14 protein-coding genes and 2 pseudogenes are annotated in these 16502 nt (G+C 67.0%); 7 read left to right on the top strand and 9 right to left on the bottom strand.

Going from position 1 to position 16502, the window contains the following annotated elements; genetic code table 11:
- Nucleotides 1-2 precede the first annotated feature (2 nt).
- From ACWGJM_RS33825 to ACWGJM_RS33835, 3 genes are all read left to right on the top strand, one after another.
- The gene (locus ACWGJM_RS33825) at nucleotides 3-2873 is read left to right on the top strand and encodes a stealth conserved region 3 domain-containing protein (protein WP_453415575.1); all 2871 of its coding nucleotides are present in this window, start codon (nucleotides 3-5) and stop codon (nucleotides 2871-2873) included.
- Nucleotides 2861-4894, top strand: coding sequence for a PIG-L family deacetylase (locus ACWGJM_RS33830; protein WP_453415576.1), 2034 nt, complete (start codon nucleotides 2861-2863; stop codon nucleotides 4892-4894). Before ACWGJM_RS33825 ends, ACWGJM_RS33830 begins: the two co-directional genes overlap by 13 nt.
- Nucleotides 4895-4979: 85 nt before the next feature.
- A complete protein-coding gene (locus ACWGJM_RS33835) occupies nucleotides 4980-5366 on the top strand; it encodes a hypothetical protein (RefSeq protein ID WP_453415590.1) in 387 nt (128 codons plus the stop codon).
- A 387-nt stretch (nucleotides 5367-5753) separates the two neighbouring features.
- Here the strand turns inward: ACWGJM_RS33835 and ACWGJM_RS33840 are convergent, their stop codons facing one another.
- From ACWGJM_RS33840 to ACWGJM_RS33850, 3 genes are all read right to left on the bottom strand, one after another.
- Nucleotides 5754-6260: a hypothetical protein gene (locus tag ACWGJM_RS33840; RefSeq protein ID WP_453415577.1), complete on the bottom strand. Its 507-nt coding sequence runs from the start codon at nucleotides 6258-6260 to the stop codon at nucleotides 5754-5756.
- A 1073-nt stretch (nucleotides 6261-7333) separates the two neighbouring features.
- On the bottom strand, nucleotides 7334-7891 hold the full coding sequence (locus ACWGJM_RS33845) for a flavoprotein (protein WP_453415578.1): 558 nt from the start codon (nucleotides 7889-7891) through the stop codon (nucleotides 7334-7336).
- Entirely contained in the window at nucleotides 7888-9162 is a 1275-nt protein-coding gene (locus ACWGJM_RS33850) for a helix-turn-helix domain-containing protein (protein ID WP_453415579.1), read from the bottom strand. The genes ACWGJM_RS33845 and ACWGJM_RS33850 overlap by 4 nt, the downstream gene beginning before the upstream one ends.
- Before the next feature lie 175 nt (nucleotides 9163-9337).
- On the opposite strand from ACWGJM_RS33850, the pseudogene ACWGJM_RS33855 reads away from it, so the two are divergent.
- A pseudogene (locus ACWGJM_RS33855) lies at nucleotides 9338-9697 on the top strand (ATP-binding protein); the annotation flags it as partial.
- 177 nt (nucleotides 9698-9874) lie between these two features.
- Entirely contained in the window at nucleotides 9875-10270 is a 396-nt protein-coding gene (locus ACWGJM_RS33860) for a hypothetical protein (RefSeq protein ID WP_453415591.1), read from the top strand.
- 40 nt (nucleotides 10271-10310) lie between these two features.
- Here ACWGJM_RS33860 and ACWGJM_RS33865 read toward each other — a convergent pair.
- From ACWGJM_RS33865 to ACWGJM_RS33880, 4 genes and pseudogenes are all read right to left on the bottom strand, one after another.
- Nucleotides 10311-10604 (bottom strand): annotated as a pseudogene (locus ACWGJM_RS33865) (IS481 family transposase); the annotation flags it as partial.
- Between the two features lie 142 nt (nucleotides 10605-10746).
- Nucleotides 10747-11370, bottom strand: coding sequence for a hypothetical protein (locus ACWGJM_RS33870; RefSeq protein WP_453415580.1), 624 nt, complete (start codon nucleotides 11368-11370; stop codon nucleotides 10747-10749).
- Between the two features lie 160 nt (nucleotides 11371-11530).
- Nucleotides 11531-12205 carry a hypothetical protein gene (locus ACWGJM_RS33875; protein ID WP_453415581.1) on the bottom strand — a complete coding sequence of 225 codons (675 nt, stop codon included), beginning with the start codon at nucleotides 12203-12205 and terminating at the stop codon, nucleotides 11531-11533.
- A 374-nt stretch (nucleotides 12206-12579) separates the two neighbouring features.
- Nucleotides 12580-12858 carry a hypothetical protein gene (locus ACWGJM_RS33880; protein ID WP_453415582.1) on the bottom strand — a complete coding sequence of 93 codons (279 nt, stop codon included), beginning with the start codon at nucleotides 12856-12858 and terminating at the stop codon, nucleotides 12580-12582.
- A gap of 403 nt (nucleotides 12859-13261) precedes the next feature.
- Here ACWGJM_RS33880 and ACWGJM_RS33885 point away from each other — a divergent pair, with 403 nt between their 5' ends.
- Nucleotides 13262-13930, top strand: coding sequence for a hypothetical protein (locus ACWGJM_RS33885; RefSeq protein ID WP_453415583.1), 669 nt, complete (start codon nucleotides 13262-13264; stop codon nucleotides 13928-13930).
- A gap of 288 nt (nucleotides 13931-14218) precedes the next feature.
- Complete coding sequence (locus tag ACWGJM_RS33890) at nucleotides 14219-14497, top strand: hypothetical protein (protein WP_453415584.1); 279 nt, start codon at nucleotides 14219-14221, stop codon at nucleotides 14495-14497.
- A gap of 138 nt (nucleotides 14498-14635) precedes the next feature.
- Here the strand turns inward: ACWGJM_RS33890 and ACWGJM_RS33895 are convergent, their stop codons facing one another.
- Together ACWGJM_RS33895 and ACWGJM_RS33900 are read right to left on the bottom strand one after the other, a co-directional pair.
- The gene (locus tag ACWGJM_RS33895; RefSeq protein ID WP_453415585.1) at nucleotides 14636-15505 is read right to left on the bottom strand and encodes an SgcJ/EcaC family oxidoreductase; all 870 of its coding nucleotides are present in this window, start codon (nucleotides 15503-15505) and stop codon (nucleotides 14636-14638) included.
- A gap of 5 nt (nucleotides 15506-15510) precedes the next feature.
- Nucleotides 15511-16167, bottom strand: coding sequence for a hypothetical protein (locus tag ACWGJM_RS33900; protein ID WP_453415586.1), 657 nt, complete (start codon nucleotides 16165-16167; stop codon nucleotides 15511-15513).
- Nucleotides 16168-16502 lie beyond the last annotated feature (335 nt).

Raw genomic sequence — 16502 nt, forward strand, 5'->3', positions numbered from 1 at the left:
AAGTGAAAATCACATTCCTGCTGACCACGGCCGATGCCGTCGGCGGCACCGAACGGGCCGTGTTCAACCAGGCGTCCGAACTCGCCGCCCGGCACGACGTCCGCGTCCTCAGCGTTTTCAAGAGCAAGCCCGAGCAGTTCTTCCAGCCGGACGAACGGGTGCGGGTCGACTACCTGGTCGACCTCACCGGGGACACGCCCCGGCCGCTGCGGCCCAGCACCGTGGACGACACGGTGTGGTCCGCTCTGGCCGCCCTGCCCAGCGACATCGTCGACCGGTCCTGGGAGCCCGTCTTCAGCCGGCTCAGCGACGTCGAACTCGAATACGCCCTCCAGCAGACCGACACCGACGTCCTGATCACCACGACGCCCGCGCTGATGGCGCTGGCGGTCCGGCTCACCCCGGCCCGGGTGATCACCGTTCACCAGGAGCACCGGGTCTCCGAGCTGCGCGGCCCGACCGGTGAACCGCTGCTGCGGTACGCCGCCCGGCTGGACGCGCTGGCCGTGCTGAGCGAGCGGACCCGGGAGTGGTTCGCCGAGACCCTCGGCGCGACCGCTCCCCGCCTGGAAGTGGTGCCCAACGCCCTGCCCAGCGGCTTCCGGCCCCGGTCGACCCTGGAGACCCGGACCGTCGTCATCGCCGGCCGGCTCGTCGCGGAGAAGCAGATCGACCACGCCCTCACCGCCTGGGCGAAGGTGGCGGCGCTCCACCCCGACTGGCAGCTGCGCATCTTCGGGGACGGGCCGCTCAGCGGCGCCCTGCGCCGGCAGATGGACATGCTCGGCCTGCACGACTGCGTGCAGCTCAACAGCAACTCGCGCTATCTGACGGAGGAATGGGCCAAGGCCAGCATCGCCCTGCTCACCTCGCGCACCGAGGCGTTCGGGCTGGTGCTCGCGGAGGCGCAGGCGGCCGGCGTCCCGGTCGTCTCCTACGACGCGCCCAACGGCCCGCGGGAAGTGGTGATCGACGGCCACACCGGCCTCCTGGTCCCCTCCGGCGACACCGACGCGCTGGCCTCCGCGCTCGTATCGCTGATCGAGGACTCCGAGCTGCGCCACCGGATGGGAGCGGCGGCCCTCGCCTCCGCGAGCCGGTTCTCGTCCGCCGTGGTGACCTCCCACTGGGAGCGGCTCTTCCACGAACTCGTGGCGGAGCGGGAGAGCGGACGGCGCGACCTGGCGAAGGCGGAACGCCAGGCGGTTCACGTCTACCTCAGTGGTCCGGACGGCGCCCTGCCGAAAGCCGCGCCCGCACCCCCCGGATCGGTCCGCACGAGCGGCCAGCGCGCGCTGGAGCAGCGCCTGCTGGAGCGGCGGGGCCTGGTGCACGACGGCGGCCAGGTGTGCCGGCAGCTGGAGTGGGAGTCCCCGTGGGACGTGGTCCAGGCGAACCTCGCACTGGCCGCGAACGCCCTGGAAGGCGCGGGCATCCCGTACATGGTCGTACGCGACCGCATGGTGCGGCACACGGTCGCCGTGCACGCGGACCACCGCGAGGCCGTCTTCAAGACGCTCGCCGACCGTTACGCGGACGAGCCCGTCTACGCCTCCGTGCTCAGCGAGGGCCAGAAGACGATCGCGACCGGCCTCGTGGCCCTGCTGGGCGACTACTCCGGCACCCCCTGCTCGGGCATCCGCGTGTACCAGAGCCTCGTCTCCCCGTCCCGCACGCTGCGCCTCGGCGCGGTCTACGGCTGCACGATCACCTTCTGGGAGGACGAGCCGGACGACGAGGACCACCTCAAGTCCCCCACGCGGACCCTGATCGGCGACCGCGTCCCGCACAGCGCCATGCGGCGCAGCACGATGACCCTGGGAGGCCGTCGCTACCCCACCCTCGTGGCCTTCAACCAGACGATCGTCGGCGACCTCGACTTCCCCGTGGACGCCGTCTACACCTGGGTGAACGGCGCCGACATCGACTGGCTGGAGCGGAAGAACGCCGTCCTGGCCGCCAAGGGCATGGACACCCAGGACTCGGCCACCAGCGCCGCCCGCTTCCGCGACCGCGACGAACTGCGTTACTCCCTGCGGTCCATCGACATGTACGCCCCGTGGATCCGGAACATCTACATCGTCACCGACCGGCAGACCCCGCACTGGCTGGACGTCTCCCACCCCCGGGTGCGCATCGTCGACCACACCGAGATCTTCGGCGACCGCGGAGCGCTGCCCACGTACAACTCGCACGCCATCGAGAGCCAGTTGCACTACATCGACGGGCTGGCCGAGCACTTCCTCTACTTCAACGACGACATGATCCTCGGGCGGACCGTGCAGCCCGGCACGTTCTTCCTGGGCAACGGGCAGGCCAAACACTTCCTGTCACCCACGGCCGTGCCGATGTCCCCGATCTCGGAAGAGGACGAGTTCAACATCACCGCCGCGAAGAACAACCGGGCCCTGATCGAGCGGTCCTTCGGGCACACGCTGACACATGCGTTCCTGCATGCTCCGTATCCGCTGCGCCGCAGCGTGCTCGCCGACATCGAGCGCGACTACGGCAAGGAGATGGCGGCCACGGCGCGCGCCCAGTTGCGCAGTCGCACCGACGTGTCGGTCGCCTCGTCACTGCACCACTACTACGGCTTCTTCACCCAGCGCAGCGTGCCGGGCAGCATCTCCTGCGGCTTCGTCAACGTCGGCCTCGCCGAGCACGGTCCGCGGCTGAACCGGATTCTGACCGCGCGCCCCCACGACGTGTTCTGCCTCAACGACTACCACGACGGTGACGTGTCGGAGGAGGAGCAGGACGCGATCCTCGCGGCCTTCCTGCCGAGCTACTTCCCGGTGGCGAGCCAGTTCGAGACGGGATCCGTGCGCAACCGGCGCGCTCACGCCGGCTATCTGCCCGGATGGCCGCTGTGACCCACCCCGACCGGACCGAAGAACCCGACCAGAGCGACGAAAGACGATCCACCGTGTCCAGCCCCGCCTCCGTCGTGCAGATCGTCGCCCACCCGGACGACGACCTGTACTTCATGAACCCCGCGACCTTCCAGGCGATCAAGGCGGGCACGCCCACCACGACGGTCTACTTGACCAGCGGAGACGCCGACGGACGCAACCCCCGCCCCTGGCAGATCGCGCCCCCCGCCGAGGACCGGGAGGCCTACGCGAAGGCACGGCAGAACGGCATCAAGGCCGCGTACGGCGCGATGGCCCTCGGTGACCGCACCGCGCCCTGGACCCCGTCCACCCTGCCCACCACGGGCGGTGCCGTCGCCGAGGTCTACACCCTGGCCGACGCGCCCTGGGTGAAGCTGGTCTTCCTCAACATCTGCCAGCACGGCACGCCCGACGGCCCGCCGCGCAGCCTGCACGTGCTCTGGCAGGAGGAGGTCGAACGGATCCCCACGCTCGCGGTGAGCGGCGGCCTGGTGAACGAGCGGTACTGGTACACGCGTACCGGACTGGTGGACACGCTGGTCCAGATCCTGGACCTCGTCGGGCCGACCCTCGTACGCACCATGGACCCGGATCCGGACCGCCTGGTCCACGACGAACGGTTCCCGCAGCACCACGACTTCGGCGATCTGGCCGACCACTGCGACCACACCGCGACCGCTCTCTTCTCATGGCTGGCGCTGGACCGCTACCAGGGCCCCGGCGAGGGCCGCAGCTTCGTGGTGGAGGCCTTCCGCGGCTACTCCAACGAGCGGTGGCCGCACACCCTCGGCCCACGGGCCATCTCGCTCAAGGAGTACTTCCTCAACCTCTACGGCGCTGCCGACGGGTACGACTGCGGTGACCCCGCCGGCAGCGGCGACTACGCGGTCGGCTGGAGCGCGCGCACCACGGGCTGGGTGCAGAGCACCACCCCGCGCCATCCGCACGGGGCCTGGCTCGGCCGCGACGCGCGCGGCCGCCTCACGGCGTTCGCCGTGGTCAACCAGCAGGCCGCGGTGTGGCTGGAGACCCAGCCCGGAAACGGCCAGTGGCGCGGACCGTTCTTCCTGGGCGGCGGGCCGCTCTCCCCGGGACTCGCGGCGAGCCTGACCCCGGACGGCCGCTGGCAGCTCTTCGCCCGGCGCATGTCGCACCTGGGGCCCGACCACTCCCAGCGGCGGGAGATCGTGCTGCTCGAACAGGCCGAGCGGGACGGGCGTTTCACCGAATGGATCATCCTGGGCAACCCCTCGGCGGGGAACCCCGGGCGCGACCGGCACCTGGGCACGCCGGCCGTCGCCCGTGACGCGATGGGACGCATGCACCTCTTCGTGCGCAACGGGGGACAGGGCCTGCACACCCGCGTCCAGGAGACGGACGGTATCTGGGGCAGTTGGACGGACCTGCGCGGCCACGAACTCCAGGAGGGCCTCGCGGCGGTGACCGCGCCGAACGGCCGGGTGGAGGTCTTCGCCGCCAGCCGGGAAGGCGTCTTCCACTGGGCCCAGGGCTCTTACGACCGGCCACTGCGGCGCGGCCCCCGCTTCCGGCTCACGGTCCCTGCCTCGCCCCCCGCGGCCGCTGTGCAGCCGAACGGCCGGGTCATGACGGTCTACCGGCAGCCCGAGACAGGGCGTCTGCTCATGGCCGAGGAAGACGCCCCGGGCGGCCAGTGGAACAGTCCGGCCGTGTCCATCGGCGGCCGCGGCGGCTTCGGCGCCATCGCCTGCGCTCCGGGCCCCGACCCGGAGACCGGCACACTGGTGGCCACCCTCAGCGACCCGGGCGGCATCGCCTACCGCTTCCTCCCCGGCGACCACCCCTGGCAGGAACTCCCCACCGACGACCTCGGCGGGCCCCCGGCCCACGCCCCCGCCGCGGCCTTCGACGCACTCGGCCGCGCCACGATCGCGGTACTCGGCCCGGACGGCCGCCTGGCCATAGCCCGGCAGGCCGGCCGCGGGTCGGTCGGCTTCGGCCCGTGGCAGGTGGTGGGCTGAGGGACGTGGGTCGTGGGCCGGGGCGGAAGGGCAAGCCCGTCGCCCTTCTGCCCCCGGGCGTGGCGGGAGGCGCGAGTGCGCCATGATGACCACCGTGGACACCGAGACACTCATCAACGCCTGGCGGCGTCTGCTCACCGGCTCCGGCAAGTCATGGGTGCTGTTCGAACACGGCACCTGCGTGGTACTGGAAAACCCGGCCGGTGAACTCGCCGGACAGGCCGTTGGCATCCTCCGCGAGTTCGGCCCCGTACACGTCGCCACCTCGGCCGGCGACTTCCGTGTGCTCGAACTCAACACCGGCGAGGGCTGGCTGGTGACAAGCCACCACCCCGACGTCGTCACCTTCGTCCCACGCGACGACCCCGAGGACCCCTCGCACCTGGCCGTCGGCATGCTGGGCCGCTCCCGCCGCGACAGCGACGGAACGGAACTCCGAGTCATCCATGTCGAGGCCACCCCGCTTCCCTGATCGCTCTTCCCCTCCTCGAGCGCGAGCGCGTCGACGTGTCTCGATCCACGTCCTCCGCCAGGCCGAGTACGAGTACAGCTGCCAGGCTTCCGGGCAGTCGGGGCGATCACCGTGCGGGTGTGCAGCAGCGAGCTCCACTGTCCAAGCTCCCTGTGGTGTGGGCCGAGCGCTCGTGGGGCGCGGTGGCCGTTCACAGAAGAGAAGTGGGAGCGCGCCGTTCTCATGACATGCCGTCCCCCCGGGCGGACACGGCGAGGGCGAGGCGCTCGGAGAGTCGTACGGCTGAGAACAACGTCCCCATGGCAGCACAGCGAGCTTGCATCGCTCCCACTCCTCGACGGCTTGGCGCCGGGATTGTTCGAGAGAGTCGACAGCAGCCAGTAGGTATCAGTTCCACAGCAGCTCGACCACGGCACGGAGCCTCCCGCGCCAGGGGAGTGCTCGAACGTCAGCCCACAGCGGCGTGCGCCGCCACAGCCAGGCATGACGGCGGCTCCTTCCTGCGATGTCACCACTGCACGCAGCCGCTACCGCGCCAACCGCCGGGACACCCACGATCATCAACAGCACTGGCAGAATGCCGCCCTCCACGCTGACCACGGCCTCGCCCAGGAAGAGCGTTCCGGCAACAACTCCCGCCAGAAGCCGGCGCAGCAGCCCATGAGAGGTCAGCCGGCCGGGCGCGAGCGCCAATGTCGCACCGAGCAGTAGACCCAGCGCCGCGCCCGCGAACAGGCTGCCGCCCACGAGGAGCGCTTCGGAGACGAGAGCCGAAGGCACGACGTGCCAGTGCCCCATCACCGACGCGACCATCACGCTCGCCGTCCACACGGCGCCCCAGCCCAGCGCGCAGACCCCTCCGACGACCAGGCCGAACCGCAGACCTCGCATCATTACGCCACGCTTCACCGATCCCCCTCACGCCGCAGCTTACGTCCGCGGACGCAAGCGTTCGCAGCAGGGCAGGTCTATCCGTGTCACGCCCCGAATCCATCTCCCGCTTGGGCTTGCTTGTGGGGGCTCTAGATCATCTGCGCTGTCGGCGGTACCTTGCCGTCATGACTCACAACCGAAAGGGCAATGCCGCGTAGGCGCCCATCCGCTGTACGGAGCACTCTTCCCGTACGGACCACGAGGCACTTCTTCCGTCACCCCTACCCGACGATCAACCGTCTGCCGGCGGGGTGCGAAGCCGATATCCGCAGGCTCGAACACGCGCGTTTCTGGCCGGGTGCCACTGCCAAGGCCTTCTGGCACTGGGCCGCCCTGGCTCACGGTCCGCTGAAGCGGATAGCTGATCCCTTCACTTCCGCCAGGTGCGGCATCCCCGAGTGCGGCTGCGATCCAGGCTACTCACGCGATCACCTCGAAGAGATCATGCACGCCTTGCCCAAGAAGTCGGCACGAGAGTTGCGGGAGCTTGTACGGGATCTCGACGGCAAGATCCTTAAGAGAGCCAGGGTCGTCCGCGCCGATTCTCTCCACGTCCCCTGGTGGCGAGACCAGCTTTAGGCGCCTGCCATCACGAGCCCTCACAGGCCATGTGAGCGCCGACGAGGCCGCCCAAGCTGGGCCGTCGGCGGGCCGTACGAGGTCAGTCGACGCCGACCGACACCGTAGCCATGGCGCACTGGGTGAGCGCAGCGAAGCTGGTGCGATACAGCAGCGAAGTACAGCAATATCAGCAACCGGCGCTGTCTGCCAGCGTCCTCGTGAAGCCGTAGGCGACCGGTATGACGCTCATCGAGCGATCCAAATCAAGCTGCGGATCAGATGGTTGTGCCGTTTACCCAGGCCGGCAGCCCAATCCGCCGCAAATGATCGCAGCTTCCCAAGCTGAGAGCGCGAGTTCGATTCTCGTCACCCGCTCCATGATGAAGGCCCAGGTCAGAGACCCGGGCCTTTTTGCTGTGTGCGGTGATCACTGGTCTCGCGTGCCAGAAGTGCGCCAGATCGCAGGACCCGCCTCACGTCCGCCGACGGAGCTGTGGCTCCAGAAGGTCCAAGGCCTCCTCCCAGCGGAAACGGTCCGCTCCCCCGCCGGCCTTCGGCCTGTGAGGCTCGTAGGAGCCGATCAGGACGTTCATGTCATCGCGGAGCCGTTCGAGGCTCTGCCGGTAGGCGGGATGGGCTGCCTGGGCGGCGTTCAGGTAGGGCAGGACGGCTGTGGGGATGTCCATGCCGTACGCCTCACACAGGATGCCCAGTGCGAGGGTGTCGGAGATGCCGGCGGCCCATTTGTTGACCGTGTTGAAGGTGGCCGGAGCGACGGCGATGGCGTCTGCGGGCGGCAACGGGCGGGCCTCGCCGCGTGTGCGCCATGCGGAGCGGACCGGGTAGCCGGTCCGGGCCTCGATCGCCTCGGTGTCGAGGAAGCCCAAGCCCTGCGGGGTAGCGATGACGCCGACGTCCCATTGCCGTCCCTGCGCGGCGGTGATCAGCTTGCTGACGTCGGAGGCGACGCCGCAGGCGCACACGACGACGTACAGGAACGGCTTCTGCTCCGGGACGGTCGGCTCGGTCACGCGGGAACTCCCAGTCGGCGGCTGAAGTGATGCAGTTCCGGCAGGGTACGGCGGTGGTCGCGGGCAACCAGATCGGCGACCAACTCGCGCACGGCCGGGCGGCGGACGTCCTGAGCGGCGCAGGTCTCGGCGATACGCAGGGCCTGGTAGGCGTCGGAGAGCCGATCCTGCTGGCCGTAGGCGCGGGCAGCCTCCACCCAGAGGGCGGCCCGACGCTCGGGGACGGGGATGGGCATGCGCATCAGCGGGCGCGCCGCTCGGATGGCGTGCCCCACGTCGCCCAAGGCCACCAGAGCGCTGATCTCATGGAGAGCGACGTTGGTCGGGCTGAAGTTGGCCCACGCGTCGGGCCGGTCGAGACAGACGTAACGGGCCAGTTCTTTCGCCTCGGTGAGGAACTCACCGGCAGCGGCACGATCCCCTCCGGCGCTGGCCGCGGTCACCCCGCGCAGGAGCAACAGCCCCACGGCCGCAAGGTATTTCGGGGAACGGCGGTCACATGAGCCGGTGAGCTGACCGGCTGTATGGCGAACGAGGGTGACGGCCTGGGCGGTGTGCTTCTCGCGGACCAGGACGTGAGCCTGCACGCGCACACTCGACGCGAGGATCACCGGATCGCCGGAGCGTTCGGCCTCGGCCATCGCGCGGCCGACCGCGAGCCAGGCGTTGCCCTGGTCGTGTTTCTTGAGCAGCAGGCTGGTCGAGGTCTGGTACGCCGTGGCCAGTAGCCCAGCGAGCACCTCTGTGGCTGTTTGGTCTTCGGCCGCTGCGAACCGAAGGTCGGCGATCAGACCGGGGAGCGTCCGTTCCAGTGCGGCGTAGTCGCAGATGTAGAAGAGCCTGCGGGTCGCTCCGACCCGTTCACCGAGCACTGCCGTGTCCAAGGGCGCGCCGGTAGCCACCGTACTCGGACCGGGAAGCAGTGCCTGGACGAGGTCATGGTGCGCGGACGTCGAGCCGACCGGGGGCGTGAGCGCGGCGAGACTCGCGGCGAGGAAAGTACGGCGGTGCATGTCGTCAGCCCACCCATCGACGGAGGAGTCATCGGGCACAGCCATGAGCCCCAACTCCGCTGGCCGGATATCGAGCTCCTGTCGGACCGCACGCAAGACACGGATGTCCTCCGTACCACGACCTCTCTCCAACCGACTCAGCTTGGACTGGTGGTAGCCGAGCGCGGCGGCGACGTCTTTCTGCGAGCGCCGTTGTAACACCCTGGCCCGGCGAATCACCTCACCGATCCGTCCCGCTTCGCTGCCTGCTTCGGCCATCGCCACGGCCCCTTCCGCCGCCGCCGATCCTGCCTGAGCAACCGAGCGTAGATCAGCCACTCTTCGAGGTGATGCAGCTTCTGCATAACCGATGCAGCGCGGACGACGAGACCAACCAACAACCACGAGCACCTGGTTGCGTGACGAAGCCACCCCCACACCAGAAAGGCCACTCATGGCAACGCACCAGCTCGCCCTATCCGTACCCGGCACACCAACCGCGGTCACTACCGCCCGGCACCAAGCCGTGTCCGCGATACAGAGATGGGCAGTCGAGCTGGACGACGAGGTAGTGCACACCGCCGCGCTGGTGATCAGCGAGTTGCTCACCAACGCGGTCCGATACGCCGGCGTCGGCCAAGTGTCCCTGACGGTACGACTCACCCCCGCCCTACTGCGCATCGAGGTTCACGACTCCGGCTCGTCGTTGCCCCGGCCCAGCCACCCGAAGGAGTACAGCGAGAACGGCCGCGGCCTGCTCCTCGTCGCCGCTCTGGCCAACCGGTACGGCGCCGAACCGACGGGCAAGGGCAAACGGTGCTGGGCTGAAATCGCCCTGCCCACACCACCGAGGCCCCGTCGGCCCTCACCAAGTGGAAAAGTGTCACCTGTAATGACCGCTGTCTCCCCACCAGCCCGCCCGGCAGATGTACCTGCCGAGCGAACCACGTTCCCGACAACCGGCAGGGCGGCGCATGCGAACACCGCCCCGATCGGGGCCAACAAACCTCGACGGGGCTACTGGTGCGAGTGCTGGACCCAAGACCTCACCGAACAGGAACAGCCGGCACTCCAAGCATCCTTCGACGCCTACTCGGCACCCCAGGCAGACAGGTGGGTCGCGGTCGCACTCCGCACGATCTCACCCGCCCTGGACCCCGACGCCTCGGACCAAGCATGGGCTTGGCTGTACCAGGGCCGCGTGGCAACACGCCATGCCCTGCTGCGCTCCGAGCCCTGCTCGGTCACGGTCACCCAGGACCGCACCCGGATCACGTGGACCATCCGCCCCGTGATCTTCCTGTCGCTCGCACACCGTCACGGCGCTGAACTCCCGGCCTGCTCATACGCCTTCAAGCCCCACGCGACCGTGTCGGATCCCAGCTGATGCCTGACGTTCGGGTCCCAGGTGATGCTTGACGGTGGGCCTAGACAACGTAGGGAGCCCCGTGGGGCTTGTTCGCTTTCACGTTACGGACCGGGACGTCGGTCGTCCGCCGAATGACCCGGACCTGGCCGTCCAGGTTGACGGTGATCGTGGAGTCCGACACGTGCACGGTCACGGTCTGCCCTGCGTACGGGCGGCCGAGGGACACGACCTGCCTCCTGTCTGCGCCCCGGCTGGCCGCGCCCGGCGGCGCACTGGCGAGCTGCGGGCATGAAGTGGGAGACACCCTCTGTGGCTGGGGCGGTCGGCTCCACGACTTTAGGCAGCCACCATGGGGCGAGCCTCGAAGATCATGGCCCCAACGTCGTGCTTTAACGGGCAGGTCCACAGACTGCCCGACGCGCCGGAAGCTTACGGGGCCATGATCACTCGCCCCATGGCAGCTCCAGCCCAAAGTCGTTCCGCCAACCGCTCGGTCAACTGGCGACGTCACGGTCCAGCGCTGTACTCGCATGTAGGAGGAACTCTCGAATACCTTGATCTAGCTGCTTCAGCTTCTTAGGGAACTCTGAAGTGTCATAGCCGACGATCGAGTCACCTGTCCCGTCGGAGATGCGAGCGAAGCTTTGCATGATCCTGAAGGGGGCAACGAGACCACTTGACAGTTCCGTCACCTTGGTCACGAAGGGTTCGAGTTCAGCCGGTCCGTCCAAGACAACATGTCGGCCGAAGCGACTGACCTCGTCAGCCAGCTCGATGACATGGGCTACGTAACCATCTTTGAACTCACTGTGCTTCAGGTAGGAGACGGGGTTTGTGTCCTCAGCCCCAGAAGTCCTCGACCGGTCGAGGAGGCGTCCGAAGTTGACCCAGGGCTGTAGGTGATCGTGAAACGTCGCGACAGCAGAAGAGAACGCCTCGTAAGAGGCCCTTCGTGGCTCCCTGCGTTCACGTAATGACTCAATACGCATCTGCATCTTGGTGGCTGACCTTGCGGTCCAACCCGTCACAATCATGCCTAAAGTTCCGACCCCCGCGCCCAGCACGGCAGCTATCCCAGCGTCCATGACGACCATGATGCCGCTGATGCGGTACAGCACAGGAGTACAGCAACCGGGCCGACCGCAGATCGCAGGTCGTGAGCGACCTCGTAGCCAGGACGGATGACCTCAGCGACCATCCCTCCCGTGGTTCGTATCGAGGGACTGAAGGCTAGGCACCCCCTAGTGAGCCCGGAGAACTACTGACCGGCAAGAGCTGTTAATCCGTTTCCCTGCGGTAACAGCCTGGAGATTTGCCAGAGGAGTGGAACTTGGGCAGGTCATCGCGGAAAAAGAAGATCTGTCGTTGCTCGGCACTGTGCAATTCATCGGCGGCCTTCTTTGAAACAGTCACGCAGAATTTCTCGATCAAGGGACTGTGATTCGCTGACCGGCTCAACTGAAGCGATCCCTCATACTGGCCGGGTTGAAAGGTCCAATTATCAGCCCAGAACACGAGCGTCGGCTGCTGAGGTTTGTCCTGACTGATGATGAATGGGGCAGGATCGCTGCTCCAGGTATAGTTGACCTGGTCTGAAGTGAAATCGTATACGTATGTTCCGGTCTCGTGCCAATAGAAAATTGGCTTATTGAGAGACGAAATCGAGCCGACGGGAGTCAGTTGCAGCCGTGCATCACGAATCACCTCGACATCCTGGGTCTTGAACCTGGTGGACACCGTCGGCTGAATCTGGAAAACGGTTCCGTTGTCTACCGGTCCAGCGCGCAATAGGTGAGGAAGTGTCACATCGATTCTGGGCTTCTTTTGGATTTCAGCAAAGTTGTAGGTCGAGAAAGCAAGCGCAACAACAGCGGCTACTGTGGCAGCCCACTTGTGCACACTGTCGAATCGCGTTCTTCGAGACTCCGTTGCCGTCTCATCCGTGCTGTTCACACTCCTACTCTCTTTGAGGTCAGAGACGTCGGTCTGCTGTGTTGCTCCATTTGGCTAGCACAATTAACACTTGGACAGACAGCGAGCCGCTCAGGCCGATGCCAGCAAAGTTCCGATGGCGCGACGAATCCGGGGAGAAGCGCCTCCTCTGAGGCCGCCCCTGGGCTACAGGAGGCCGATCGACGACGACCGACAGTGACAGGTGAGCCGCAGTAGCCAGCGGCGACGTCGCAGGTCACAGCTCCCAGACCATAGGCGTTCCCCCGAGGGCAGCTCAGCAGCAGGTCAGGGGGACGTTGATCGATTAGGCGGCCGCAGGTCACGGCCGCGATGATCAGTCGTGGCTGAACTGGCACCACCGTCCGGTGGCGTACTCAGTTCTCTTCGTCCCCGACCAAGCCGATAGCGAAGGGGAACGACTCCAGGAACTCCCGCCGCGCAGGATCTTCCTCTGCTTCGGCCAAGCCTGCGAGTGCCTCCAAGAGCCGTTCGCGTTGGCCTGAGGGCAGTTGCAGCAGCACCCCGCCCACGCTCTCCATCATCTTCACAGCGGAGTTGGGATCTACCTCCTCGTCCCCACAGCTCTCCAGCCACCAAATGACGTCGACGAGCAGGCCGGTAAGTGCCGGCACGAGCGGATCCAAGTCAGTCACCCGTGCAAGCTAGCCGACCCCTACGACATCACGTCCTGGGTCGGTGAGTGTCTAGCTGCGTGACAACGACTGCATACACCGGCAGACAACCACGCACACCTGTGGACCATCGCGGCAGGTGAGAGGTACACCGGCTCAAGGTCGAGCGCTCACCCAAGTTGCTTCGGGACGAAGAGGTCGTGGGTTCAGCAGGTTACGCCTCCCCGGTCAGGATCTACGGCCAGCTGCCGCTCAAGATGCTGGCCGGTCCACCCTCAGGCACCCTGTTTCTTGTGGGTGCCTTCTATTGGGTGCCCGCCCACTGCGCCTCTCAGTGTTCAGCAGGTAAAGCGGCGAGAGCCTCGGGTCTTGATCATGCGCACAAGCCAAATCCGCTCGCTTACCACCCGCGCCCCGCGGCGGCGTGCCCAGAAACGCACCCGTCGAATTATCCAACAGCGCGCAATGCGACGAAATTTCTCCGACCAACACGGCAAACGGCTCGCCGCTCGAACTCGCTATGGACCGCTCGCTGGAGGCGAGCACCTTCATGCGGCGCGATGGCGACTATGGTAATGCAGTCATTCATGCTGAGTTGTCCTCTGAAATCGTCCTGGATAGCATCCTTGCTCTTCTCCTCTGGGAAGAACAACTGCAGGCCCCATCCATTGATGCTGCCATCGCCGTATTCGATGATTCCCGGGGGGGCCTGACAATACGGGTCCGACGCGAGTATGCTCCCAGACTCGGCGGTATATGGGATCCCGAAAAACAAGGCCCTGTACAGGATTGGGCCCGCAAGCTAGCCCGCCTACGAGGTCGTGTAGTCCACCGCGGGTATCGTCCCACCGAAACCGAGGCCGTGGCCGCGCTATCCGCTAGTGCTGCACTGCTGAACTTCATCAAGGGGCGCTTGGCCGCCAAAGCCAGGAAGTTCCCCCGCACGGCCTTGCTTGTACTGGGTGAGCCGGGCCTCCGCAGGTTGGGCGGCTGGAAAGCGGCTGAGGAATATCTCGAGGCCAGCCAACATCGCCCAGACGATTGGTTCCGTGAATATGCTGCTTGGCGAAGCAAGGTAGACGCCGTTCGCTGACGGGCTCATTCGCAGTGGCCTTCTGTAACCTTCGGTGATCACCCGCAACATGCGCGGTAGGTTCGTGGAGGGCGGCCGCCCTTAGCAGTCCAGATCGGTTGTGGTCGGCGCTTCTGACATCCACGCCTGACATCAACAGCGGCGGACGACCGCATCCACGAGCGGCTACGCCAGCCCTCATACTGCGCAATTCCCAGTGCCACGAAGCCCCGTTGATTGAACTCCTGAAGCGGTGCTCTGAGAAGCCGTGGCGCACTCGGTGCGTGTGGTGGCTGTCATCATCATTGGATGGCAGGCGGACAGCTACCGGCAGGTTGGACGTTGGAGGAGATCCGCGAGGTCTCCGGCGACCGGGAGGCCACACCTCTCGGCACCGATCGCGTCGTGATGGGCTGGCCGGCGCAAGGCGAGCGGCTGCACCCCGAGATCGTCCTGGGATTCCACGGACTCTGTCTGGTGAAAGCCGTCAACGACGACGACTGGTACATGGGCAGCCTGAACGACGACGGCAGCGTCACCTGCTGGAGTGCTTACGGCGACCTCTACGAGGCACTTCGCGGCCTGTAGCCCGACGACGCCTGTACCGGCTGCGGCTGGACGGCAACGCCCGTCTCGGTTTCCGTCTCGTTCAGCGCCTTCCATGGTCGCTGGACGGACATGGTGGATGCCGTCGAAGCCGGAACGTCTGGTTCGTATGGCCGGGCTTCAGGACCCGGTGGAGTCGGACGGCGGGCGCGGGCCGCCGAAGCCGTGTTCCGAGAGGTCGAACCAGTTGCCTTCCGGGTCCATGGCCCGGTATTCGGCGAAGGGGCGGTTGGTGAAGCGTTCGGCCGGTTTCGGAGTGCCGGCGGCCTCCAGCGCCTCGGAGATGGCCGCCGTCTCTTCGATGTGGAAACCGAAGTGGTTCATGCCGACCGGGGTGTCACCGTCGAGCTGGTGCTTGATCAGGGCCAGGGACAGGTAGCCGTCGGAGAGGAAACAGCTGCCGTCCGGATCGCGGTGGAAGAGTTCCATCGCGAAGACGGAGGAGTAGAACTCGGCCAGCTTCTCCGGATCACGGGCCACGATGGCCAGGTGGCGGAGCTTCGGGCGGGCGGTGGGTTCGTCCACGGGGGAATCCTTCGAGTCGAGTGGCTGCTGTGCGGGGCGGGGGGCGGGGATCATGTTGTGAAAGGCCCTGATCAACCAGTGACGTTCCGCTGTCCGTTCCACGACGGCCAACGCGTGCGTGGTGGCCAGGGGGCCGCCGTCCGCGGTGGTGATCGTCGACTCCGCCTCGACCGTGGCCAGGTCGGGGCGGAGGAATCGGACAGCCACGACGCGAGCGTCGAGGACTGTTCCGGCGTACGGCCCGTGGAAGAGGGCTTCGTGCCCGGCCTCGATGCCGGTCCGACCGAGTGGCTTGTCACCTCGTACGGTCGTGAAGTCGCAATCCTCCGCGAAGCTCGCGGCGAAGAGCGCGGCGTCGCCTGCCGCCCAGCCGCGGGCCATCTCGGCCCACAGGGCGCGGATCGCCCGGGCATCGTCGGCGGTGCCTTCCTGGGCGGGGGTGTTCGTTGCTTCCGGCTGATGCATCGATCTCACGCCTTCATCAGTGAACTCGTACGGATTCTTAGTGCGGCCTCGGGGCACTCGGCGCCCTCGGGTGAATGCGGGGGAGGCGGGCCCCAGGCCGCCAGTGCGTGGTAGAAGACGCCGCCCCGGCGCTCCAGATAGCAGATGATGTTGAGGGGCCATCCGGTCCGGCTGAAGAGATGGCGGTCCATGGGAGTCGGACGCTCACTGAGCGTCTGTCCTCGCTCCGACGGAGGGCCCAGGCGGTGCCAGTCCGGGTGCATGTGGATCGAGCCGAGCAGGTCCATGCCCAGAGCGTCGGCATCGCGGGATGCCCGGAGGAGGTCGCGGGAGTCCATCCACCAGCCGCGGTGTTCGTTCTCGTAGGCCGACCCGAATTTCGGCACGATCGTCTCGCGGAACTCCTGTCGGGCCGCTGGGTCACTGGTACGGGCGTTACGGCCGAAGGCGATGCGCTGCACGTGGTACGTCGTCGCCTCCGCGATGCCGAGTAAGAGCGCGAAACAGGACAACGGCGCCTCCGCGGTGATCAGTTGGTACTCACCGACGGCCGCGCCGAGGAAGTCCGCGAGTGCTTGGCCGTCCATCAGGACGGTGAGAGGGGGGTTGCTGCATCGGGCGTCCGGCAGACCGGACCCGAATGCGTTCGTCGCAGCGGACATGAGGTGTGGTCTCCGATGAGGGGGGTGGGGAGGCCGGTGGAACGGATGCCCGGTGACGCTACTTGAAAGTTCACGGTCATCGACCGGCTGCCGCGAATCGTGGGGATATCCCTACGGCTTGTTAGGGACTTGCGAACGGAGTTGCGAGCACCGCACGCCACCAGGCACCCGTGTACTCGTGAAGACCCCCGAGTCGGGCCTCCGACCTGGCCGATGTGGGCGCGAAACGCACTGACACCCACTCCGATGCAGGGCCGATGTCGGTGCTCTCTGGCACGACGCCGCGGCGACCCTGAGACGCCGATGCCCGGCACACCAGTCGGTGTGCCGGGCAT

The organism is Streptomyces sp. NPDC054834 (assembly GCF_053611185.1).